The sequence below is a fragment of the Colwellia echini genome (assembly GCF_002843355.2).
Classification (GTDB): Bacteria; Pseudomonadota; Gammaproteobacteria; order Enterobacterales; family Alteromonadaceae; genus Colwellia; species Colwellia echini.
The window spans coordinates 63,568-85,607 of sequence record NZ_PJAI02000006.1; the positions used below are offsets into that span (position 1 = coordinate 63,568).

Below are 22,040 nucleotides of genomic sequence, written 5' to 3' on the forward strand. Positions count from 1 at the left end.
GGACTTATCTTTAACTCGTTTAACAATAAAAACAACAAGGATGGCTATGAACGCTCAAGATTATGCATTACAGGCTAATGGCTCATTCGCCTTACCCGACGCTTGTTTTAAAGTGAAAGCCTTAATGGCAGATGTCAATTCAGAAATATCTGACTTTGCAGATGTTATCGGCGTTGATCCGTTCATGACTTCACGTTTGCTACAAATAGCAAACAGCGCTATTTATAGTTTCCCTGGGGAAATAAGTACTATATCTCGGGCGATAACTATTATTGGTACCCAGGCCATTTATACCATGATGTTAGTTGATGTTGCCGCTTCAGCGTTTAAACATTTTGAGAATCAAGCGATTGACTTAAAACGTTTTTGGCGAATGAGTGTGTATTGTGGTTTAGCCGCTAAAAACCTCGCCATCAATGCTGGTATTCGTGATATTGAACGCTTATTTGTCGCGGGCTTATTACAAAATTTTGGTGAGTTACTGGTTGCCAAAATAACCCCTGAAATTGCGCAACAATGTGAGCACTATAATAAAAATCAGCTACCCTGGACAATACAAGAACAAACGTTAGGTTATACCTATACCGATATTTCTGCCGATTTATTACATATTTGGCAAATACCTGAAAAAATTATCTTACCTATTCGTCATTTTAATGCCGCCTCTTCCATAGAAATTAATAAAGATGTTAAAATACTTAACTTAGCTTCACGGTTAGCTTTGATTGATAGTCATCCTAGTGAATTTAGTTATGAAGATGTTATTGATGAATCATTCTGTAAGATGTTAGGTTTTACAGTCGAAGACTTAAGACGAGCTGCTGAATTTGCCGAACAAGAAGCAACCAATATTTTAACTATTATGAATCCTAATCTTTTTTCAAAATAATAATTATTTGCTATTCCTAACTAAATTTTTAACGCCATTGGCATGGCGTGAACAAGGATTTAAAGACTTATCTCTTTTTTATTATAAATTTTTTAATGATTTTTAATAAATAACGAACACAAATTTAATAACTAACCACCATAAAAATAAGAATAGACAAAGGACAAACATGACAGCTTCTAGGGAGCATTTTAGCTCACGCATAGGTTTTATCTTAGCCGCCGCAGGCTCTGCTGTAGGCATTGGTAATTTAGTTGGCTTTCCTGTCAATGCAGCTAAAAATGGTGGTGGTGCCTTTTTATTAATGTACGCTCTGTTTGTATTTCTTATTTGTTTACCTGTGATGATTGCTGAAATGGCGGTAGGGCGAAATACAGCAAAAGAGCCTGTAGGCGCATTTAAAACCTTAAGCCAAGGTAATAAACTTTGGGGAGCTGCTGGCTTATTAGGTGTATTAACGCCGTTTATGATCGCTGTTTTTTATATGGTCATTACCGTGTGGATCTTCGGTTATATTGTGCTGACATTAATGGGCAAGCTTGATTATTTAGCTAGTGGTGCAGGCTTTGGGGAGTTTATTAACAGCCCCTATTTATATGTAGCATTATTAGCCGTTGGTGGCATTGTAAGTTTTATTCTTGCCGCAGGGGTTAAAGAAGGCATTGAAAAAGCAGCTAAAACATTAATGCCCACTTTATTTGCTATGCTTATTGTTATGGTGATATTTGTGTTAACGCTTGATAACGCCATGGCTGGGGTTCGATTTTTTTTAATACCAGATATTGCTAAGCTAACACCAAAAGTCGTCAACGGTGCGTTATCACAAGCCTTTTTCTCCTTGTCCTTAGGTATGGGGATTTTATTAACCTACGGATCGTATATTAACAAGCAAACTAATATACCTAATTCAGCCAAGTTAGTTGCTATTACAGATACTGGCGTAGCATTTATTGCAGGTCTAATGATTTTACCTGCTGTGTTCTCATTTAACCCAGCTATTAATCCAAGTGAATTGAGTGATAGTTCAGTATCATTAATATTTACTTTTTTGCCTAAAATATTTTTAGCACTACAAGCCTCGCTCGGTTATGTTGGTGCGAGTGCTGTAGCTACTTTCTTTTTCTTATTAGTCTTTTTTGCTGCAATTACCTCGTTAGTGTCAATTATTGAAGTACCCGTGTCTTATTTAGTAACTGAAAAAAATCATAGCCGTAAAAAAGCATTGAGTTATTTAACCGTAACAGCAGGAATTTTAACTTTATTTGCAACAGCCTCTTTTGGTATGGTTGCTTTTTTTACAGAATTTACTTTTTATGCCGGCGGCACAAAATCGTTTTTTGATGTGATCTATGATGTGTTCTACGATACTATTTTACCGCTGAATGGATTCTTATTGTGTATCTTTGTTAGTTATCGCTGGAAGCGTAAGCAACTATCTGAAGAGTTAAGTATTGGCAACGAAAATTATAAAGGCTCGTGGGTAGAAAAATATATTAACTTTTCGTTAGGTACATTTATACCTGTTATCGTATTACTTATTTTTATTAATACCATTGCAACTAAGTTTTTTGCTATTAGTCTCTTTGGCCTGTAGCGTACTTTCTTTCTGCTGATTTACTATTTGCCCATTTATATTAGCCCATTTATTATTAGACAAACCATGATCGAACATATTACCAGTACAGACTTTACCGATGCTCAACGATTATTTCATGGTCGAGGTCATGCATACCCAAAGTTAAACCATGTGAATGTTGACTGGTTATCACCTGTTATTCTTATTACCTTATATCAAGCTGTTGACTCTGAATGGCTTATTGAGCAGGCAACAGCCTTAAAGTCTTTAATTAAAGAGTGCAGCTCAGTACAAGTTCAGCATCGTTATGAAAAGTTTGCACCAACTGAAGTGTTAATTGGCGACGCAATAGCTCACACTATTGTCAGTGAACAAGGGCTTAACTATCACATTGAGTTTGGTAAGGCGCAAAATAGCGGTTTGTTTTTAGATATGCGTAATGGGCGTTCATGGTTACGTGCGCACTCAGCAGATAAAAATGTATTGAACCTGTTTGCTTATACTTGTGCTTTTTCTTTAAACGCCATTGCTGGCGGTGCGAGTAAAGCGGTGAATATTGATTTAAGTAAAGCGTCGTTAAGTAAAGGACGAGAAAATCATCAACTTAATGAGTTAGCCAAAAAGCAGGGTAAACAGGTTGTGTTTGAAGGTGTCGATATCTTTAAATCAAACAGTCGTATTAAAAAATATGGCCCTTATGATATTTTAGTATGCGATCCGCCATCCTTTCAAAAGGGTAGTGTTAATATTGAACGAGATTACGCAAAAATAATCCGTCGTATTCCACAGTGGATGAACCCCGGCGCAAAATTAATGTTATGTTTAAATTCCCCTGATTTAGATGCTGACTTTTTAAAAGCGGAAGTAGCGCGCGAATGTCCAGATTGTCATTTTGAACAACGCCTTGATAACCCTGATGCATTTAAAGAGGCGCATGCGGGTAAAGGATTAAAAGTATTAATATTTACTTATCAGCCTAACTAATTATTCCAAAGTTCTAACCCGCCAAAATCGAGCAAATCTTGGAATACCTGCATCGGTTAATCCATTATATTTAAAGGTAATGAGCGTGCCTATTTCTGGTGGGTTAGCCCGTTCACTATCACTAAAGCCACTGCCGATTTTAAAAACAATGCCATCTATTGTTTCTACTTCAAGTGCGCCAAGCTGGCCTTGGTATTTACCTTTACCTTCAGTGTGAGCAATAACTATAGCTTCAGCATCTTGATGCTTTTTTAGTTTCATCAATGCTGTATTTCGTCCCTCTTTATAATAAGCATTAGCACGGTGCAACATTAACCCTTCACCGTTGGCATTAATTACTTGTGTCAGCTTTAGCTCTAGCTCCTCATTATTAAGTACTTTTACCTGATTTATCATACCTAGGTAGAGAGAAGGGGCTTTTTTTAATAAAGCCTGCATTTGGAGTACTCTAGCATTAAAGTTACCGTTAAATTCGGGCAGGTCAAACATCATAAAACGCACATTTTGCCAACAACTTGTACTTTTATTTTCATCAGCTTGCTGCTTACTGACGCATGACATCAGGCTTTGAAATTTTCCTCGTGCAATCCATAGTTCGCCATCTATAGGGGTAATAGGCCATTTGTTAGTAAACCAAGTTGGGCTTTGAATTAAATTACCTTGGCGAGTCATTAGTTTTTCACCATCCCAGTAACCTCGTACACCATCTAATTTTTCAGAGATAAAATATTGACTGATATCGTCAACTGCTTGGTATTCCACCCCATGTTGGATATTGGGCTTTATTTCATGGTTAATAATATCATTAGCAACGTTATAACTACTTTGTTCAATATTTTGAGAAGCATTAGAATCTATATATTTATCAGTAGATTGAATAGACATTGTTGCAGTTAAAGACCAGCTTAACGCGAGTGTTACAAGAAATAATATTGATATAAAAATTTTTTTCATCACGTACCTCCATGTGAGTGATGTTTGGTAATTATATTAATCCTAGTCTATATTTTAAAAATCGACAGCTTAAATTCTATGGAAAGAATTTAGCTCAATGAGGTCTCTACTTATTTAATTGTAGGGATCAATTTCGGCAAGGATTGCTATGATGAAAAAAATTACATCGTTGGTATTTTTAACTTCACTCTTACTTCTGTTGCTTCTCAGTTACAGCACTTCGTCTTTGGCAAAAAAGCGTTGTAAACCTTTTCAAAAAAAACTACATAATATTCAAGCGATGCAACGAAGTGCATATTCACTTAAACGCGGTCATAGTTTACGTGCTAAAGAAGATAAAGCGAGAGACAAATGGTGGCAATGTGAGAAGCTTTCCTTAGCGAAATTCAATGCTAAATATGGCATTAAAAAGCAGCAAGCAAAGAAAAGTAAAAAGCAAGCTAATGAAAATAAAGTAGTTAAAAGTAAAAGTAGACAAAAATCGACAGGAAAAAAATATAAAGCACCAACCTATTCACAACCTAGGGTAACGTTTAATCAAACTAGCGAAATTGTCATTCGCTCAAGATATCAAGGAGATAAACAATTAGCTTGGTTGGATTTTTATACGCTTCCGGTTAAATGCAAGCAACCTAAAACAATATCTGATTTTGCTTATTGTAATGAGCACAAAAGACAGCAACAAAGCGAGTTTGATAAAAGCTATTCAAAGTGAGATAAGTTGTAAAAAGAGGTAAGTTTACAACAAGAGTTATTACTAGTAGCGATAGGTAAATTAATAATGAAAGTTAAAGTGACGGTATTAACCTAATGTTAGTCTAGCAAGGCAACTATGTTTAACCTTGCTAGAGTCATAAAAATTAAGCTTTATAGTTAGCTTTACTTTCGCGATATTCATTAACCATGCTATCAATAACTTCTTGTTCATAAGAGCGTAAGCCACTTAATAACATGTGCTTTTTACCGTGCCCAATAACTTCATCGCCAGATAATAAGTCAAACTCAAGCCATGCATCACCACGTTTCCCCTCTATTGTTAAACTTGTTTTAGAAAGCTTCAAAGTAACTGATTTAGCGTCTAAAGTATGTAAATCAATAGACATTGATTGGTACATAATCATCGGACGTGCAGGGTTTATCATCACACTATTATCAAACATTAATTTAACTAAAATATCAGGGAATGTGTGACCAGAAAAATCAACATAGGCTTTAGTTAATGCATTGATAAGCTCAGGATTATGAGTTGCTTCACCACTAACGCTAACGTTTAAGTAAGTTTTATCATTGTCATCTTTAATATCAAAACTGTTATCAATTTTTTGTGGAAAAGTAAGCGCAATATTATCATTTACCATACCTGAGAAATCGAAGGTCATTTTTTTGTGAAGACCTGATTTAGCGATGATGATTGAAAATAGTAAATCGCCCGGAACGCAAAAACGTTTAGCATCAATATTATGCAGTGGGTTAAAATCATCAGCTACTTGTTTAGCAAAGTCACTACCTTGCTCACGGGTAAAGCTGATTTTATCAGCGTTAATAGGACAGTATTTTTCAATAAACATGCTTGAGTTGGCTCTTGAGTGGCATTAGTGTCATTCTATTTTTAATAAAATGCGTTCGATCCCGGCATTCTAACAGCACTTGCCTGTTAAATCGAAATAAAGTGACTTTATATTAACTGAGCAGACCTGTTATTAAGCTTGATAATCGTTTATCAATTGTTCTTTTTTGAGTTTAGTTAGATGCCGAATTTCATATTCTCGTTTACATGCGATACTTTTATTTTCGGCTTGCTCTAGGTATGCCAAAGTTACTGGTCGTCTTGCTCGGGTATATTTTGCACCTAGTTTACTGTTATTATGCTCATCAACGCGACGTGTTATATCAGTGGTTACCCCAGCATATAAGCTATTATCGTTACACCGTAAAAAATAAACCCACCAAGTGCTAATCTTGTTTTTACTGGTGTTGCTTTTACTGGCTGTGCTCTGTTTTGTCATAATGCGCGTAGATATAATGAATATCGCAAAGAATAAAGTTAAACGAATGGTAATTAAAAGTGCTTGAGATATCAAATAATGTCAGTTTAGCTGCTTGGGAAATAGAGCTTACGGGTATAAGAGCTACCGGTAACGGCGGACAAAGAGTAAATAAAGTAGAAACTGCGATACATTTACGGTTTGATATTAACCGTTCAACATTACCTGCTATTTACAAAGAGCGTTTGTTAAAATTGTCTGATAGTCGTATTTCTAGTGATGGTATTATTATCATTAAAGCACAATCGTATAGAACCCAATCGATGAATAAAGATGATGCATTAGAACGTCTTAAAGAGTTAATAGTCTCGGCCATGGTAATTCAAAAAAAACGTCGCCCAACAAAGCCAACCAAAGGCTCAGTACAAAGGCGATTAACTAGTAAATCTAATAGAAAAGATGTAAAACAAACACGAAAAAAAGTACAGTTTTAGTGTTATATGCCGTTAATAAGGTATATCCATGCTAAAACATCTCCTGATATAAAAACGAAGAATAAATGTAATAGAGAGCAATACAAACATGCCGATTAGTGATATTGGTGCAGTAGAGAAACTTACTGCACAACTTGATAGTAATAATGTCGTTCAATATCAGCTGCCATTAGCAAGCTTAAATGGTGATGAAACGAAGCAAAGCATTGAATTAAATCCTTTAATAGGCAAAGAAATAAGCCTTAATTTCTCGGGTACTATTGCCTGTAAACATTGTGGAAAACGCACCAAAAAAAGTTATTCACAAGGCTACTGTTATCCTTGTATGACTAAACTGCCGCAGTGCGATATGTGTATTATGAAACCTGAAACGTGTCATTTTGCGCAAGGTACTTGTCGTGACGCCCAATGGGGGGAGCGTAATTGCATGATTGAACATTATGTTTATCTTGCCAATAGTTCTGGTTTGAAAGTTGGTATAACTCGTCATACGCAAATTCCAACACGGTGGATTGATCAAGGGGCTTGCCAGGCTTTACCTATTTTTAAAGTAAGTACTCGCTTGCAATCAGGACTGGTAGAAACAGCTCTTGCAGAGTTTATTAGTGATAAAACTAATTGGCGCGCTATGTTAAAGGGGGAGCCAGAATCGATAGATTTAAAAGCAAAAGCGCAAGAGCTTATTCCAAGTATTGGTGAAAAACTTGCCGAACTTCGCCTTAAGTTTGGTGAAGGTGCGGTAGTAGAGTTAGATGCGGAGGTACAAGATATACATTACCCTGTAAGTGAATACCTTACTAAAATCAGTTCATTTAATTTTGATAAAACAGATACGGTTACAGGTGTTTTACTTGGTATTAAAGGCCAGTATTTGATTTTTGATAAAGGCGTTATTAATATGCGCAAGTTTAGTTCATATCAAATAAGCATTAATTATTAGCTTACTTGTTACAAGTAAATAACATAATATTTAATTTTAAGTTATGTTAATAGGATAATATAGCGAATAAAATAATTATTTAGCTATAGTTAAGAACAATATTAGAGTCGTAAAGACAGACTGAATATGTAAGGTGAATAAATGACCGTTGATGATTATGTTGAGCAAGCCAGCGAAATATTTGTTTTGTCGGATTCTTTTTTCAGGATCAGAGAGTTAATTGATGATGAAACAACCACAATAGATGATATTGCTGAGGTTATCTTGCTTGATCCTGCGCTCACAGCCTCAGTATTAAAGCTATCTAATAGCCCATTTTTTAATTATCCAGGCAAAATTGATACTATTTCTAAAGCGGTTTTAGTGCTGGGGATTACTGAAGTTTATAACCTAGTGATTGCTTACTTTACTACTGAAGCTTTTAAAAATATTGAGGCTGCTCAAGCTTATCTTGATACTTTTTGGATTAGGTGTGTCGATTGTGCTCTACTCATGAAGTATTTAGGTAGTACTTTAGGTATTGCTCATTCTGAGCGATTATTTATTTTAGGTTTATTGCATAATTTAGGTGAGTTGGTTGTTCATCAAGTTGATCCGGTAAAACAATTTGATTGTGAAAGTAATGATATTAACTTGTTACCTTGGGTACAACAGCAAAATATTTTAGGTTTTACCTTAGGTGAATGTTCAGCAGGGTTATTAAAAGAGTGGCAGTTACCTTACAGTATTTTTTCAGCTATCCGTGATCAAGATCTTGAAGACTTAAACCAATACCCCGTAGAAACACAGTTGTTATATATTGCAAAAAGAGTGATGAGTAAAATTCAGATCTTTAAAGATCAGGATATAAGTTACAGTGACTTAATCTCTGAAGAGCTGTTAACCGAGCTTTGTATTGATAATGCGATGCTAGATAATGCAGTTGCGTATTGTGATTTAGAGCGCATTACATTGCTAGGTATTTTAAACCCTAACGCGGTAATGCTCTATTAATCTAGTCTTGTAAGCTAATGAATTAGTACTGTTGTGTTTGTATACTGTTAGCCAAAGCCCGATAAACTCAATTTATCGGGCTTTTTTGTTAGTTTGACTTGTACCATCACCATCACCATTACTATTACCTTGGATTATAACGAGCTTGGCTTAATATATTATTAGGATCTAAGCTGTTTTTTAAGCTATCAACTGTACGCCAAAAGTCACTGTTTTTATCAAGTAAGTACTGTTGTTGATCAATATTGAGGCGATAAGGTACAAAGCCTTTTTTAAGTCCTAATTTAACTAATTCGGCTATGCAATTATGCGCATCGGTTGTTGCTTGTCGATTGCTCAAATCAAAAACAATGGGAATAGTGCTATCAACACAATCATGTTTTAAATTGGTGAAGGTGATGAAAGGCTCAATATTAAATTGCGGGCAGGTTTGCCTGATAAAATTGACAAACTCACGCATTTTATCTGCTTTCATTGGTACTAACGGCGCGTACCAAAGTAAGCCACAGCCATCATCGGCGGGGGATAATTTATTTGTCTCAATATTTTTACTGTTTTTATTGCGCCAATAAGCTAGTTTTAAAGCAACCTTATTTGGTTTACCTAACATTATTTCTTTACCTTGATCGAATGCGGCGAGTTGCTCTGTTAATTTTAATAAAGCAGCAGAGTGCTTGATTAAGTTGTTAGGTAAGTAATTAATAAACTTGTTGGTGAGGGTAATAGCTAAACTATTCGAATAAATACGTTTACATGGAATTTGCTTAAAAATGGCATCAATATCGGCTTTTACAGCTCTAACAACCCGTTTACTGCCATAAATACTGCCAACAATAGTCCAATTGGGAGTGGGTGATTTATTGGTTAATGTCTTAATATCACAAGCACTCATTACTTTATGGGCTTCATTGCCGTTGGGGTTGGCAGCAAACATTGATAATAATCGACGTTGATCCATTAAATTAATTGATCCCACAATTCCTTCATAAGTTTGTAATACTTCTTTAATTAAAGGAACAGCTTGTTCAAGTAGGTCATCGTTTTTTAATTGAATAAAAAAAGCTGTGAAATCAGGCTTTAATTTTGCTAAACGCAAGGTCATTTGGCTAACTATACCAAGATTTGACTGGCTAAAAAGTCCCTCTAAATAAGGCCCCAACCCCCATTTGAATGTTTTATCAACAAGTTTTTCTGTGCTTTGATCTAACTCATTAATCGCTGATTGATAAGGCGTGCCGTTAGCCCAATAACCTCGGATACTAGTAACTGCTCCAAAGTGATCTGTATAAGGAGTAATACCATAACCACGCTCTAAGGCATTAGAGAGGATAGCGCAATCTGGCCCCGCTCCGGTAACCGGAACCATATATGGATGTTGATTACTTTGTAAAAATTCGCTTAATTGCTGTTGAGTAACACCTGGCTCAATGGTGACTAAACCTAGATCGCTGTCAAAGTGACTAATAGTCGTTAACTTACTTAAATCTAATAAGATAATGGCGTTATGCAAACCTGCAGGTTGGCTGCTACCATAACCCCAGTTTTTACCACTACTGATCGGATAAAGTGAAAAGGCGAGTTGTTCATCTGTTGCGTATTGATTGGCTAAATCAAGCATTGCTTTTATTTCATAAGCTTGCGTTAAGGTGACAACGGCCATTAATTGTCTTTTTTTATACTCAAAATGATCAAAGCCTTCAGTATTTTTAATATGCTGAGCAAGTACGTCAAAGTCAAATGACACAACAGAATTGGCGGAAAGTACACTTTCAATCAGTGAGGTTAATGTTGGTGACATAAGTTAGTAAATTTTAATATTAAGAGTGTTTTGTATGGGATAGTTGTGCACTTATATTTTTCTCTATGATGTTATAAAGCTTCATAAAATCAGGTGATAATTGTGCGGTAAAGTCTGTTGGCTTGATGTAATAGGGAGCTCGTAGTCCATGATAATCAACAGCTGGGCCGAGTTGTTTAAAATTAATACCAACAAATTTCATACTACGGGCTAATCTTGGCTCCATCATTACGTATGTATGTTTTATACCTTGCTTCATACACATAATAGCGGCCGACATATAAAGCCCTATAGCAATAAAAGGAAAGCAACGTAACTCTGTTTCTGAATAGGTGATTTCGCTTATAACACCTGTGGCACAGCCTTTAAAGTTATCGGCTTTACGACGGCGAAAGCTTGATCTAACGGCTAAGCGAGATATCTCCCCAATTTCATGGCGAGCAAAGGCTTCGGGACGGAAGTCTTTATTAGTAATTGAACTTGAACAATATTTTTCTATTGGCAGTAATTCACTCTCACTATTTGAAGTGACAAGGCGAACGCAGCTAGTGAAATGCTGAGATTCTATATGTTGAATTAAAGAAAATGTTGAGCGGTAATCAAACTCATCGGTTTCTTGTCCGTTAGCCCGCATGTCTTCATAAGCAAGTTCTTCACAGTAAACGTTATGACGAATTTTAAATGCTTCTACTTTTAACGTATCATTTAAAGCTATATGAGGCTGCAAAAATTGAATGAAGTGTTCGGCGATACTATGTGTCGTTTTTTGTTTATTGATGATTGTAACCTTTTTAGTGAGGGGTGCTGGATTAATACTTGTTTATCATTGCCCATTGAACCGTCCGCTATGTTGTTCATTGTACTAATGATAATATAAAGTAAAATTTAAATAGCATAATTACTAAGTCTAATTACTAAGTTATTGTAAGTATAGATATAAATTTAGTTGAATGAGTAGTTTTTAATTTGTTTTTCTCGTTTTTCTCGTTTATTTTTTTGTTTAGTTGACGAAGAGGTGAGATGGAGATCGTCTTTTCCTTATTGATTTATTTAGCGTATTATTTAACTCATAAATAACGTCACCTTTCTCACAGAAGAAACCCTATGCATAAACTTTTACATTTGTTATTTCTTGGCTCTGTATTAATCACACCAATAGCGCAGGCGGATTTTGTTGCTGTGGTTGCTAAAATTAAACCTTCTGTTGTTGGTATTGGCACTCATACACCGACAAGTCGTCCACAAAACACCTTGCGCGGTACTGGTTTTGTTATTGGTAATGGCCTATATATTGTAACTAATGATCATGTATTGCCTACCGAGCTAGATAAAAATTTAATGCAGAAAATGGCGGTTTTTATTGGTTCAGGTAAAGAAGCTAAGGTCAGAGAGGCAGAAATTGTAGCGACTTCAAGTTTATATGATTTAGCTATCTTGAAAATATCAGGCACGCCGTTACCAGCTATGACCTTAAGTAATGGAGATATGGAGGCTGATGGTAGTGCTATTGCTTTCACCGGTTTCCCTATTGGTGCCGTGTTAGGTTTATACCCGGTTACTCACCGAGGTATTATTTCAAGCACCACACCGACAGTAATCCCTGCGGTTGCAGCAGAACAAATTACCTTAAAAATGCTTAAGCGAATGAAAAATCCTTACTTAGTTTATCAATTAGATGCGACCGCTTATCCCGGTAATAGCGGTAGCGCTATGTATGATAAAACAACAGGTGAGGTACTTGGTATAATCAACAAAGTCTTTGTACAATCTACTAAAGAGTCGGTGATGAGTACACCTAGCGGTATTACTTATGCAATACCGGTAAAGTATCTACAAGAAGTGTTGCGCAAAAATAATATTAATATTAATTAAATAACCGAAACACGGGATAAGCAATGTTACACAACAAAGCTATTTCTACTCGTTTTCAGCGTTACTTTTATTATCAATAGCTAATTATTTATTACATAAAAGTGCATTGATAACGAATGAACTATCATCATTGTCTGAAAACATAAGTTTATGTGCTAATTTTCATTTACTTATAAAATTCATTATTCAAGTTCAGGTTATTTAGGTTGCACTACGGCTATATTAGGGATGACTTTAGCTGATTTATTAGTGATTTCGGGGTGTTTAGCGGTTATAGAATACAAGCTTGATAATGGCACTAATTCAATATTATGTGATGCTAAAGTTGGAATGAGCCTATGTAACATGACGATGGTTTCAGGGTGAGGGTGAGCTATTGCTATTGCTGATTGATGCTGCTGAGCCAAGCTAATAAGTTGTGTAAATTGTTGGGTTAAATAGGCTTCAGTTAACTCATTATCTAAAAAAATCTGCCTCGTTTTTACTGGTACACCTAAATCAAGTGCGGCTTGACCCGCTTGTGATTTAGCACTAGTTTTACTATCTAAAAATAGCAAATTATTCTGTTTTAAAAACGCCATAGTCCACGCCATGGGTTGATAAAGTTGGGTGAGGTAACTACCCATATGATTATTAATACCAATGGCAAAAGGGATTTCCGCAAAAGACTTGGCTAAGCTTTGATTAATGTCCTGCTTGTTCATATCACTAGTTAACGCACCAGGGCCGAGTTTTTTGTTGTTTTCAGACTCCATTGGAATATGAATTAACACATCATGATTTTCTTTATTGGCTTGTTCCGCAAGTGTTTTCCCGTAAGTTGTGTGCGGTAAAACAGCATAAGTAATATTACCTGGTAAGGTTAATGCTTGTTTGTCTGAATCCCGGTAACCCATATCATCAATGACAATAGCAATTTGATTGGCTTTAGCCATGCTTGGGCTACAGAACAGGATAAGTATGAGTGGCAGTAAAATATTTAGCACAAGATAGTTGTTCTCATATTATTTTTTATTAGAGGTTGTTGATCTTTAAGGTTTAATTTATATGACGTTATCGTATGTTCATTTAGTCAGCCATACATGTTCTGTCTTAGGTACTCTTGATGCAAAGGAGTCCAAATAAGCTACTGTAAAAGCAATATAGAAAGTTCAACGTCTTAATGTTACTGATAAAGTAGGCGTTATTTACACCAAAGTTTAGGGTTTAGTACTTTACCACGGTGACGAATTTCAAAGTATAAGCCAGATTGATCTAGGCCTCCACTTTGTCCGACCAAAGCTATTGGTTCACCTGTTTCCACACGGTCTCCAACAGACTTTAATAAAGTCTGATTGTGCGCATATAAACTCATGTAGCCGCTACCATGATCAATTACCGTTAATAAACCATAACCTTTGAGCCAATCTGAAAATATTACAGTGCCGTTATGAATGGTTTGTACTTGTCGACTCAGTGGTGCACCAATTAGTACACCTTTCCACTTTAGGTAACCTTGTTTATTAGTGCCAAAACTATGCAAAATATTGCCTTTTACAGGCCAAGAGAGTTTTCGTTTTAACTTACTTAACCCTGTTAGATCAATTTCGGCTTGTAAAATAGCCGCTAATTTATTTAAGGCTTGGTTTAAGTTATTTTCTTCTGCTTTTAGTTTATTTAATTGTTGCTGGCTTGAGAGTAACTGATTGCTAAGTTGCTGTAATGTTGTTTTACGTTGGTTTTTACTCGCTCTAAATTCGGCGTCTTGTTGTAGTTGCTCAACTTTTAGCTGGTTTAAGTGTTCAATTTGGTTTTGATGCTCAATAGTGACGTTTGATAATTGCTCAATAATGACCTTGAATTTATCTATTTCTTTGATTCTTGCTTGATTAAGGTATTGATAGTAGCTAATGGTTCGTTGAATTTTTTCACTTTGATCTTGGTTTAATAGCAACTTAAGGTAGTCGTGTTGACCTGTGGTGTAAGCGGATCTTAATTGTTGAGCTAACAGTGTTTCTTGTTTTTGTTTAGCGATAGTTAGCTGGGTTTTTTCAGCGGCTAATTTGTTGATTTCTTGTTGAGTATTGCGTAAGTCGAGTTCTATTTTATTGATTGCCTTAGTTACTTTCGCTATGGCTAAATCATCATTTTTGAGTTGTTGTTCTAAACTACTGCGTTGTTTATTGGTATCAAAAATATTGGATTCTTGCTCGGCGATGGCTTTTTGCACGTCGCTGAGTTTGGCGCGATGTAGCTGCTGCGCGTTTTCATTATCGTTGTTTTTGGCTGCTTTTACAGGGTAAGTATATAACAAACTTAACATAATTAAGCTTGTTATAACAATTTGCAATAGCTGCTTATTAAGGAAGTGCGAGTGGATAAACGATCTCATATTTCAATTATTGGTAATAAAAATGATAGTAAAGTGATAAAAAATCAACGAATTAATATAGCACTTAGTTTATTGATTTAATATCACTTAGTTTATCCTGTTAGCAACTTACTTTGCTAACTGCATTAAGATAGAACCGGTCATTTCTTCTGGTTGCTCTATACCCATTAAATGTAATACTGTTGGTGAAATATCACTTAATGTACCTGATGCTGCAGGTGTTGCGTTACGACCAACATAAATTAGAGGTACAGGTTCACAAGTATGTGCGGTGTGAGCTTGGCCTGAAATTGGGTCTAGCATTTGTTCAGCATTACCGTGGTCGGCTGTGATTAAACATTCGCCGCCAGTTGCTTTTAATGCTGTTACCACACGGCCAATACAGCTATCTACTGCTTCACAAGCTTTAATTGCTGCGGCAAGACTACCAGTATGACCAACCATATCGCCATTAGGGTAATTACAAACAATAAAGTCGTATTTGCCACTTTCAATTGCGCCAACAAGTTTGTCGGTTAACAGCGTAGAGTTCATTTCAGGTTGTAAATCGTATGTAGCAACATCTGGAGATGGTACTAAAATGCGCTCTTCACCTGGGTATTCGTCTTCTTTACCGCCACTGAAGAAGAAGGTGACGTGTGCATATTTTTCAGTTTCTGAAATACGTAACTGAGTTTTATCTTTTTTAGCTAACCATTCACCCATTACATTGTGTAATGCGGTTGGTTCAAAAGCTGATGGCGCATCAATATCTGCAGAATATTGAGTAAGCATAACAAAGCTACTTGTTGCTGGCGTACGCTTTCTTGTAAAACCATCAAAATCAGCTTCAGTAAAACAACGGCTAAATTGACGCGCGCGGTCAGCTCTAAAGTTCATAAAAATTAACGCATCACCATCTTCAACTTTAATGGTTTCGCCAGACGGTGTAGTGATTGCACTAGCACCAACAAATTCGTCATTTTCATCACGTTCGTAAGCGGCATTTAATGCATCGAGTGCATCACTGTATTGGTGTAAGCCTTCGCCACTTACCATAACATCATAAGCAGCTTCAACACGTTCCCAGCGTTGATCTCTGTCCATGGCATAGTAACGACCGATAACAGATGCTATTTGACCTTCGCCGTCATTTTCATCTTTAAATAATTCATTAAATTTTTGTTGGGCTTTTTCAATAGACGCTTGTGCACTGCGTGGCGGGGTATCGCGACCATCTAAAAATGCGTGTAAATACACCTTTTTAGCACCGCGTTTTTTAGCCAATTCCATCATCGCAAAAATATGATCTTCATGACTGTGTACGCCGCCAGGAGAAAGTAAACCAAATATATGCACGGCTTTGTCTTTTTCTACTGCGCCATCTACTGCTTTACATAATGTAGGGTTTTCAAAAAAGTCACCATCAAGGATAGATTTAGTAATACGGGTGAATTCTTGATAAACGACACGGCCAGCGCCTAAATTAACATGGCCAACTTCAGAGTTGCCCATTTGTCCGTCAGGTAAACCTACGGCCATACCTGAGGTGTCAATTAACATATTAGGGTAATTTGCCTTTAAATCGTCTAATACTGGAGTGTTAGCTTGATGAATAGCATTTGAGCTAGTTTCTTCGCTGTATCCCCAACCATCTAGAATCATCAGAACTGTTGATTTTTTATTAGCCATTTCTTTTCCCATTTTAATTAGTGAATATTGTTTTCTATAAGCCATATTGTACACCGTCACAAGGTGTTATTCACTAAGGATTTTAGTTGGAAATGTTGAAGCTAAGATTCTCTATTTATAGTCAACGGTATATGCTCGCATTTCTAAGCGGTTTGCGTATAATATGCCGATTCTCAATTTGATAAAAAATGGTCTTTATTTATGGAACAATTATTTGCTTTTGCAAGCAACAATGGCATGTTAAGCGCGGTTTGGGTTGCCTTAGTGGTAATGATTATCGGCATAACAATTAAAATGAAAATGTCACCGATTAAACAACTTAGTACTCAAGAATTAACTTTTTTGATGAACCGTGAAGAGGGAATTGCGTTAGATATTCGAAAAGAAAAAGAATTTAAAGCTGGACATATTCTTGATGCAATTAACCTTACAGGTGAGAAAATCACTAAAAAGGATTTTACTAGCCTTGAAAAATACAAAGACAAGCCCATCATAGTAGTATGTGCTTCGGGTATGTCAGCAGCACAAACCGCGAATGATTTACATAAAGTGGGCTTTAGTCGTGTTAGTGTGCTGAAAGGTGGCATGGGCAGCTGGAGTTCTGCGGGTTTACCTGTAGCTAAATAAATAAACTAACGTTTATCTCAAACAGTAACTAATTTAAGAGTAAATAACATGGCGAAGGTTGAAATATATACCAAGGCATATTGTCCTTTCTGTACACATGCGCTTGCCTTATTAAAGAGTAAAGCGGTAGATTATACTGAAATCAAAATTGATGGTGATATGGCAATGCGTAGCACTATGATTGAACGAAGTAATGGTAGCTATACAGTGCCGCAAATATTTATCAACGATGATCATGTTGGTGGCTGTGATCAATTAGTTGCTTTAGAAAGAAGCAAACAATTAGATGAACTATTAAACGCCTAATGCAATACACTCATAGTGTACTTAAAAATTGAAATACATAATTTAATTAAGTTTAATTAAAAATATTATAAAGGAGCCACTCATGGCTGAAGAAAATCAAGTAGATAACGCACAAGAAAAATCTCCAGAATTTGCTATTCAACGTATTTATACTAAAGACGTTTCTTTTGAAACACCTAATTCTCCGTCAATTTTTCAAGCAGAATGGAAGCCTGAAATAAAATTAGATATTGATACGCGCTCTGCCAAATTAGGTGATAATACTTATGAAGTTATTCTATCAGTTACCGTTACAGCAACGGTTGAAGATAAAGTAGCCTTTTTAGCTGAAGTACAACAAGCAGGTATTTTTACCATTGGTAACTTGTCAGAAGCGCAAATAGCACACACCATTGGTGCTTTCTGCCCGACTACATTATTCCCGTATGCGCGTGAAACTGTATCAAGTTTAGTAAATCGTGGTTCATTCCCACAATTCAACTTAACGCCAGTAAACTTTGATGCGTTATATGCGTCATATGTACAACAGCGCGCTGCTCAAGAAGCTGCTCCTGCAAGTACAGAAACACACTAATAGTCAGTATTTAACCTGAACTCATATTATAAACTCGATTTCAGGTTAAATATTATATTAGCGATACTTCCAAGGTTTAGTTTACTATAACGAAACTCGTCGAGCATATTATTTCATGATGAAAGGTTTCTATAAGTTTTCCATAAGGTTTACTTAATATTATAGTTAACGTCCTCAATCAATAGGGTTAAATATGTCTTTAGCTGCAAAAATCACAGTGCTTGGTGCTGGCTCTTATGGTACTGCCTTAGCAATTTGTTTAGCCAGAAATGGTCATAAAACATTATTGTGGGGACGTGATACAGATCATGTCGCAACAATGTCACAAGACAGAGAAAATAGTAAATACCTCGATGGTTGCCCTTTTCCTGAGCATCTACAAGTTGAAGCCGATTTAGAAAAAGCGGTTAAAGCCAGTGATACTATTTTAGTGGTTGTACCTAGCCATGCTTTTGCCGATATGCTGAAACAAATTAAGCCAATGTTAACGGGTAATGAGAAAATTGCCTGGGCCACTAAAGGCTTAGATCCTCAAACCGGCGATTTATTACAAAATGTAGCGAGAAAAGTACTTGGCGATAAGATTTCGTTAGCCGTTATGTCAGGCCCTTCGTTTGCTAAAGAAATGGCTTCTGGTTTACCTACCGCTATTTCATTATCTTCTGAGGATGACGAATTTGTTGATTACATATCTAATTTATTACATTGTGAAAAGCGCTTTAGAGTGTACGCAAATAAAGACTTTGTTGGCGTACAATTAGGCGGCGCAGTTAAAAATGTTATTGCGATTGCTGCGGGTATAGCTGACGGTATTGGTTTTGGCGCAAACGCGCGCACCGCATTAATTACCCGTGGTTTGGCTGAAATGACACGTTTAGGTACGGCCTTAAATGCAGATCCTGCTACCTTTATGGGCATGGCAGGCTTAGGTGATTTAGTACTTACTTGTACTGACAATCAGTCACGTAATCGTCGATTTGGCTTAGCCTTAGGACAGGGAAATGAAGTTGAGCAAGCAATAACTGCAATTGGTCAGGTGGTAGAAGGCTATCGCAATACCAAAGAAGTGTATATGCTCGCGCAACGTAATAATGTTGAAATGCCTATTGTTGAGCAAGTATATGAAGTGCTTTATCAAGGTAAAAATGCCAAGCTAGCGGCAGCAGATTTATTGTCTCGTGATAAGAAGTTTGAATAATAAATAGACTCTAATAAGTTTAAGAATAAAAAGGGGGAGATATTAAGCAATGGCTTAATATCTCCCCCTTTTTACGTATAATAACTCACTAGTTATTTTGTTATTATACCGCGTTAGGAAAGCCTAACTGACGCCATGCATCATATACAATAACTGCTGCAGCGTTAGATAAGTTCATACTACGACTTTCTTTTAGCATTGGAATTCTAATCTTGTCTTGATCGGGTATTTGAACACGTACCTCTTCAGGTAACCCCGCAGTTTCCGAGCCAAATAATAAATAATCGCCGGCGGTAAAGGTTACATCGCCATAAAAGTTATTTGTTTTAGTGGTGATTGCCAATACGCGCTTAGGTTGCTCTTTTGCCATAAATGCCTCAAAGCTCGCATGACGTTGTAATGCGGCAAACTCATGATAGTCTAGACCAGCACGACGTAACTTTTTATCTTCTAAATCAAAACCTAATGGCTCAATTAAATGCAATCGAAAGCCTGAATTAGCACATAATCGAATAATATTTCCAGTATTCGGTGGTATTTGTGGCTGAAAAAGCACAACGTCTAGCATAACAATCTTCATCTAATAAAATTTTTGTTATTATATACTTATTACCGTGTAAAGTGCAGCGCTGTACAGTAAATTTAAGGCTAGTCTTAAATGTGTTTAAAAGCGTTATAATATTCATTAAGCGTACATTGTATTCGCTAAATGAATAATTATGCTAGGTGCTAGGTGCTAGGTGCTAGGTGCTAGGTGCTAGATGTTAGCTTTTGCTCCTACTGTTTTACTTTTGTTTTACTTTTTTTTACTTTGCTTTTCCAAGGATTGATATGACTTCCACAACCGCAACAGATGATTATGCTTATTGGGTGAGAATAGCCGCAATTTTATCAACTTCAACAGCGTTCATTTTAGTTGTACTTAAGCTCTACGCTTGGTTAGTTACTGATTCTAGCGCAATGCTAGCTTCTACTACCGACTCAATGTTAGATTTATTTGCGTCAGTGATGAGCATTGTTATTTTACGTTTCGCCTTAGCTCCTGCAGATAAAGAACATACTTTTGGCCATGGTAAAGCTGAAAGTTTAGCTGGATTGGTACAGGCTTCTTTTGTTCTGGGCTCTGCTATTATTCTTATTTTTAGTGGTGTCTCTCGGGTGCTTAATCCGCAAGTGATTGTGCATAGTGAGATAGCTATTTGGGTAACAATCATCTCGCTTGTCCTTACGCTTCTGTTAGTGGTATTTCAACGGTTTGTGATAAAACGTACAGGTTCAATTATTATCAGTGGTGATGCTTTGCATTATCAATCCGACTTATTGCTAAATTTAGGGGTGTTGATCGCTATTATTTTAAGCCAAGGAATCTGGGTGCATGCCGATGGTATCTTCACTATTTTAGTGGCTTTATACCTTGTATTTGGTGCAGGGCAGATCATGGTTAATAGTGTTGCACAGTTAATGGATAGTGAGTTAAGTGATGAAGAATTAGCGATAATTAAAAATATCGTTAAAGTACATGAAGAAGCAATAGGTATTCATGAGCTTAGAACAAGGCAATCAGGCGCAATCAAATTCATTCAGTTTCATTTAGAACTAGATAATGATTTATCGTTATTAGAGGCACATAGCATTGGTGATGAGATAGAGTTAAGTATCTGTAATGCACTAGCACCGTGTGAAGTGTTTATTCACCATGATCCAAGTTCGGTAGTTACGAGCAATACTCAGGTTAATTAATAAAGCTGAGCTTGGGTTAATAAACTAATTGTGTTGTTTAAACCAATTTAATGTTTGGCTCAGCGCTTTATTTCTAAAGTTGTCTGTTTCAAAGAATAACTCATGATATGCGTCCTCAATAACGTAAGGTAAACCATTGGGACAGGACTGTGGGTGTAGGGTATGTAATTTACGACAAAACTCAGTTTGAGCTTGCAAGCAAACAATTTTATCTTGTTTTGCTTGTAGTAATAATATTGGTGTTTTAAGTTGTCTCAACTTAGCAAAGATTTCTTTTTGTGCCAGTATGCCTTGCATAAGCCAGTGTGTAGTTACCCCGCCTAATTGTATCAGTTTATTCTCTTTATATAGTTCAACAAAAGCTTGGAATCGCGTGGTTGAATGGGTGAGTTTATTTTTACTAAATAAAGGAAGAAGGTAGTCTTTTTGCCCCCAAAAATAACCAGGCTCATTACCAGACAAGTTGTTAACGGCTAACCTAAGTGCAATTATTTTTTTAGCGATAAACTGTGGTAAATAACCAGAATTAAAACCTAACATTGGAGATGCTATTACTGCGGCTTTAATTGCTTGTGGAGAATCTTGCATAAAGCGTAATGCAATGGCTCCGCCCATGGAATGAGCTAATAAGTAGGGCTTAGCGTGACAAAGTTTGATGACAATATTTTCAATGAAGTAATGTAAATCAGTCACATAGTCTTGAAAGTTAACAACATAACCTTTATTTACGTTAGCTAATAACCTATCAGACAGCCCTTGACCGCGATGATCAATAATAAAAATATTATAGCCTTGCTGGTATAAATCAAATGCTAACTCTTGGTATTTCAAATAACCTTCGCCCCGACCGGGCACAATCACAATTGTCGGCTTATTCATTACTTTATTGCTAAGGCCATCATCATCAGATGTATGGATAAAGTACGCATAATGAATATTTAATTTATTGACCCCAAAAAATGAACTAAATTCACCTCTTTGCCAAAATAACATAATTTCATTGCTAAGTTTGTCGAGCAATTTGTTTTCTGGGGTGAAGGGGACAGAGTTTTTCATACGCTATGTCGG

The 22,040-nt window shown here is 36.3% G+C and carries 23 protein-coding genes; 13 read left to right on the forward strand and 10 right to left on the reverse strand.

Annotated elements, in window-relative coordinates:
- Nucleotides 1-46 precede the first annotated feature (46 nt).
- The 3 genes from CWS31_RS07155 to CWS31_RS07165 all read left to right on the forward strand — a co-directional run bounded on the left by CWS31_RS07155 (nt 47) and on the right by CWS31_RS07165 (nt 3,449).
- Nucleotides 47-889 (forward strand): HDOD domain-containing protein, encoded by an 843-nt coding sequence (locus CWS31_RS07155; RefSeq protein ID WP_101345458.1) that lies wholly within the window; start codon nt 47-49, stop codon nt 887-889.
- 169 nt (nt 890-1,058) lie between these two features.
- Nucleotides 1,059-2,483, forward strand: a complete 1,425-nt coding sequence (locus tag CWS31_RS07160; RefSeq protein WP_101345459.1) for a sodium-dependent transporter — start codon at nt 1,059-1,061, stop codon at nt 2,481-2,483.
- A gap of 66 nt (nt 2,484-2,549) precedes the next feature.
- Nucleotides 2,550-3,449, forward strand: a complete 900-nt coding sequence (locus CWS31_RS07165; RefSeq protein WP_101345460.1) for a class I SAM-dependent methyltransferase — start codon at nt 2,550-2,552, stop codon at nt 3,447-3,449.
- Here CWS31_RS07165 and CWS31_RS07170 read toward each other — a convergent pair whose 3' ends face one another.
- A complete protein-coding gene (locus tag CWS31_RS07170; RefSeq protein WP_246143413.1) occupies nt 3,450-4,403 on the reverse strand; it encodes a DNA ligase in 954 nt (317 codons plus the stop codon). It lies immediately after the preceding gene.
- Between the two features lie 148 nt (nt 4,404-4,551).
- Here CWS31_RS07170 and CWS31_RS07175 point away from each other — a divergent pair, with 148 nt between their 5' ends.
- Entirely contained in the window at nt 4,552-5,118 is a 567-nt protein-coding gene (locus CWS31_RS07175) for a hypothetical protein (RefSeq protein WP_246143415.1), read from the forward strand.
- A gap of 145 nt (nt 5,119-5,263) precedes the next feature.
- Here the strand turns inward: CWS31_RS07175 and CWS31_RS07180 are convergent, their stop codons facing one another.
- On the reverse strand, nt 5,264-5,971 hold the full coding sequence (locus CWS31_RS07180) for a DUF3581 family protein (RefSeq protein ID WP_101345462.1): 708 nt from the start codon (nt 5,969-5,971) through the stop codon (nt 5,264-5,266).
- A 132-nt stretch (nt 5,972-6,103) separates the two neighbouring features.
- A complete protein-coding gene (locus CWS31_RS07185; RefSeq protein WP_101345463.1) occupies nt 6,104-6,409 on the reverse strand; it encodes a GIY-YIG nuclease family protein in 306 nt (101 codons plus the stop codon).
- A gap of 59 nt (nt 6,410-6,468) precedes the next feature.
- Between CWS31_RS07185 and arfB the strand changes: the two genes are divergently transcribed.
- From arfB to CWS31_RS07200, 3 genes are all read left to right on the forward strand, one after another.
- Nucleotides 6,469-6,882, forward strand: coding sequence for an alternative ribosome rescue aminoacyl-tRNA hydrolase ArfB (gene arfB, locus CWS31_RS07190; RefSeq protein ID WP_101345464.1), 414 nt, complete (start codon nt 6,469-6,471; stop codon nt 6,880-6,882).
- Nucleotides 6,883-6,970: 88 nt separating this feature from the next.
- The gene (locus CWS31_RS07195; RefSeq protein ID WP_101345465.1) at nt 6,971-7,822 is read left to right on the forward strand and encodes a DUF2797 domain-containing protein; all 852 of its coding nucleotides are present in this window, start codon (nt 6,971-6,973) and stop codon (nt 7,820-7,822) included.
- 141 nt (nt 7,823-7,963) lie between these two features.
- Nucleotides 7,964-8,815, forward strand: a complete 852-nt coding sequence (locus tag CWS31_RS07200) for an HDOD domain-containing protein (protein ID WP_101345466.1) — start codon at nt 7,964-7,966, stop codon at nt 8,813-8,815.
- Between the two features lie 124 nt (nt 8,816-8,939).
- On the opposite strand, the gene CWS31_RS07205 is transcribed toward CWS31_RS07200, so the two are convergent.
- Both CWS31_RS07205 and CWS31_RS07210 read right to left on the reverse strand, forming a co-directional pair.
- Complete coding sequence (locus tag CWS31_RS07205) at nt 8,940-10,613, reverse strand: FAD-binding protein (RefSeq protein WP_101345467.1); 1,674 nt, start codon at nt 10,611-10,613, stop codon at nt 8,940-8,942.
- 19 nt (nt 10,614-10,632) lie between these two features.
- Nucleotides 10,633-11,427, reverse strand: a complete 795-nt coding sequence (locus CWS31_RS07210) for a PEP-CTERM/exosortase system-associated acyltransferase (protein WP_101345468.1) — start codon at nt 11,425-11,427, stop codon at nt 10,633-10,635.
- Between the two features lie 290 nt (nt 11,428-11,717).
- Between CWS31_RS07210 and CWS31_RS07215 the strand changes: the two genes are divergently transcribed.
- Nucleotides 11,718-12,485, forward strand: coding sequence for a S1 family peptidase (locus CWS31_RS07215; RefSeq protein ID WP_101345469.1), 768 nt, complete (start codon nt 11,718-11,720; stop codon nt 12,483-12,485).
- A 197-nt stretch (nt 12,486-12,682) separates the two neighbouring features.
- Here the strand turns inward: CWS31_RS07215 and CWS31_RS07220 are convergent, their stop codons facing one another.
- The 3 genes from CWS31_RS07220 to gpmI form a co-directional block, all read right to left on the reverse strand.
- Complete coding sequence (locus tag CWS31_RS07220) at nt 12,683-13,420, reverse strand: divergent polysaccharide deacetylase family protein (protein WP_101345470.1); 738 nt, start codon at nt 13,418-13,420, stop codon at nt 12,683-12,685.
- 248 nt (nt 13,421-13,668) lie between these two features.
- Nucleotides 13,669-14,787, reverse strand: a complete 1,119-nt coding sequence (locus CWS31_RS07225) for a murein hydrolase activator EnvC family protein (protein WP_246143419.1) — start codon at nt 14,785-14,787, stop codon at nt 13,669-13,671.
- Between the two features lie 177 nt (nt 14,788-14,964).
- Nucleotides 14,965-16,527 carry a 2,3-bisphosphoglycerate-independent phosphoglycerate mutase gene (gene gpmI / locus CWS31_RS07230; RefSeq protein ID WP_101345583.1) on the reverse strand — a complete coding sequence of 521 codons (1,563 nt, stop codon included), beginning with the start codon at nt 16,525-16,527 and terminating at the stop codon, nt 14,965-14,967.
- Between the two features lie 201 nt (nt 16,528-16,728).
- Between gpmI and CWS31_RS07235 the strand changes: the two genes are divergently transcribed.
- From CWS31_RS07235 to gpsA, 4 genes are all read left to right on the forward strand, one after another.
- The gene (locus CWS31_RS07235) at nt 16,729-17,154 is read left to right on the forward strand and encodes a rhodanese-like domain-containing protein (protein WP_101345472.1); all 426 of its coding nucleotides are present in this window, start codon (nt 16,729-16,731) and stop codon (nt 17,152-17,154) included.
- A 48-nt stretch (nt 17,155-17,202) separates the two neighbouring features.
- Complete coding sequence (grxC, locus tag CWS31_RS07240; protein ID WP_101345473.1) at nt 17,203-17,460, forward strand: glutaredoxin 3; 258 nt, start codon at nt 17,203-17,205, stop codon at nt 17,458-17,460.
- 82 nt (nt 17,461-17,542) lie between these two features.
- A complete protein-coding gene (gene secB, locus CWS31_RS07245) occupies nt 17,543-18,034 on the forward strand; it encodes a protein-export chaperone SecB (protein WP_101345474.1) in 492 nt (163 codons plus the stop codon).
- Between the two features lie 193 nt (nt 18,035-18,227).
- Nucleotides 18,228-19,232, forward strand: coding sequence for an NAD(P)H-dependent glycerol-3-phosphate dehydrogenase (gene gpsA, locus CWS31_RS07250; RefSeq protein ID WP_101345475.1), 1,005 nt, complete (start codon nt 18,228-18,230; stop codon nt 19,230-19,232).
- A 103-nt stretch (nt 19,233-19,335) separates the two neighbouring features.
- Here the strand turns inward: gpsA and trmL are convergent, their stop codons facing one another.
- Nucleotides 19,336-19,800: a tRNA (uridine(34)/cytosine(34)/5-carboxymethylaminomethyluridine(34)-2'-O)-methyltransferase TrmL gene (gene trmL / locus CWS31_RS07255; RefSeq protein WP_101345476.1), complete on the reverse strand. Its 465-nt coding sequence runs from the start codon at nt 19,798-19,800 to the stop codon at nt 19,336-19,338.
- Nucleotides 19,801-20,063: 263 nt separating this feature from the next.
- Here trmL and CWS31_RS07260 point away from each other — a divergent pair, with 263 nt between their 5' ends.
- Nucleotides 20,064-20,972, forward strand: a complete 909-nt coding sequence (locus CWS31_RS07260) for a cation diffusion facilitator family transporter (RefSeq protein WP_101345477.1) — start codon at nt 20,064-20,066, stop codon at nt 20,970-20,972.
- Nucleotides 20,973-20,996: 24 nt separating this feature from the next.
- Here the strand turns inward: CWS31_RS07260 and CWS31_RS07265 are convergent, their stop codons facing one another.
- Nucleotides 20,997-22,028, reverse strand: coding sequence for an alpha/beta fold hydrolase (locus CWS31_RS07265; protein ID WP_101345478.1), 1,032 nt, complete (start codon nt 22,026-22,028; stop codon nt 20,997-20,999).
- Nucleotides 22,029-22,040: the final 12 nt, after the last annotated feature.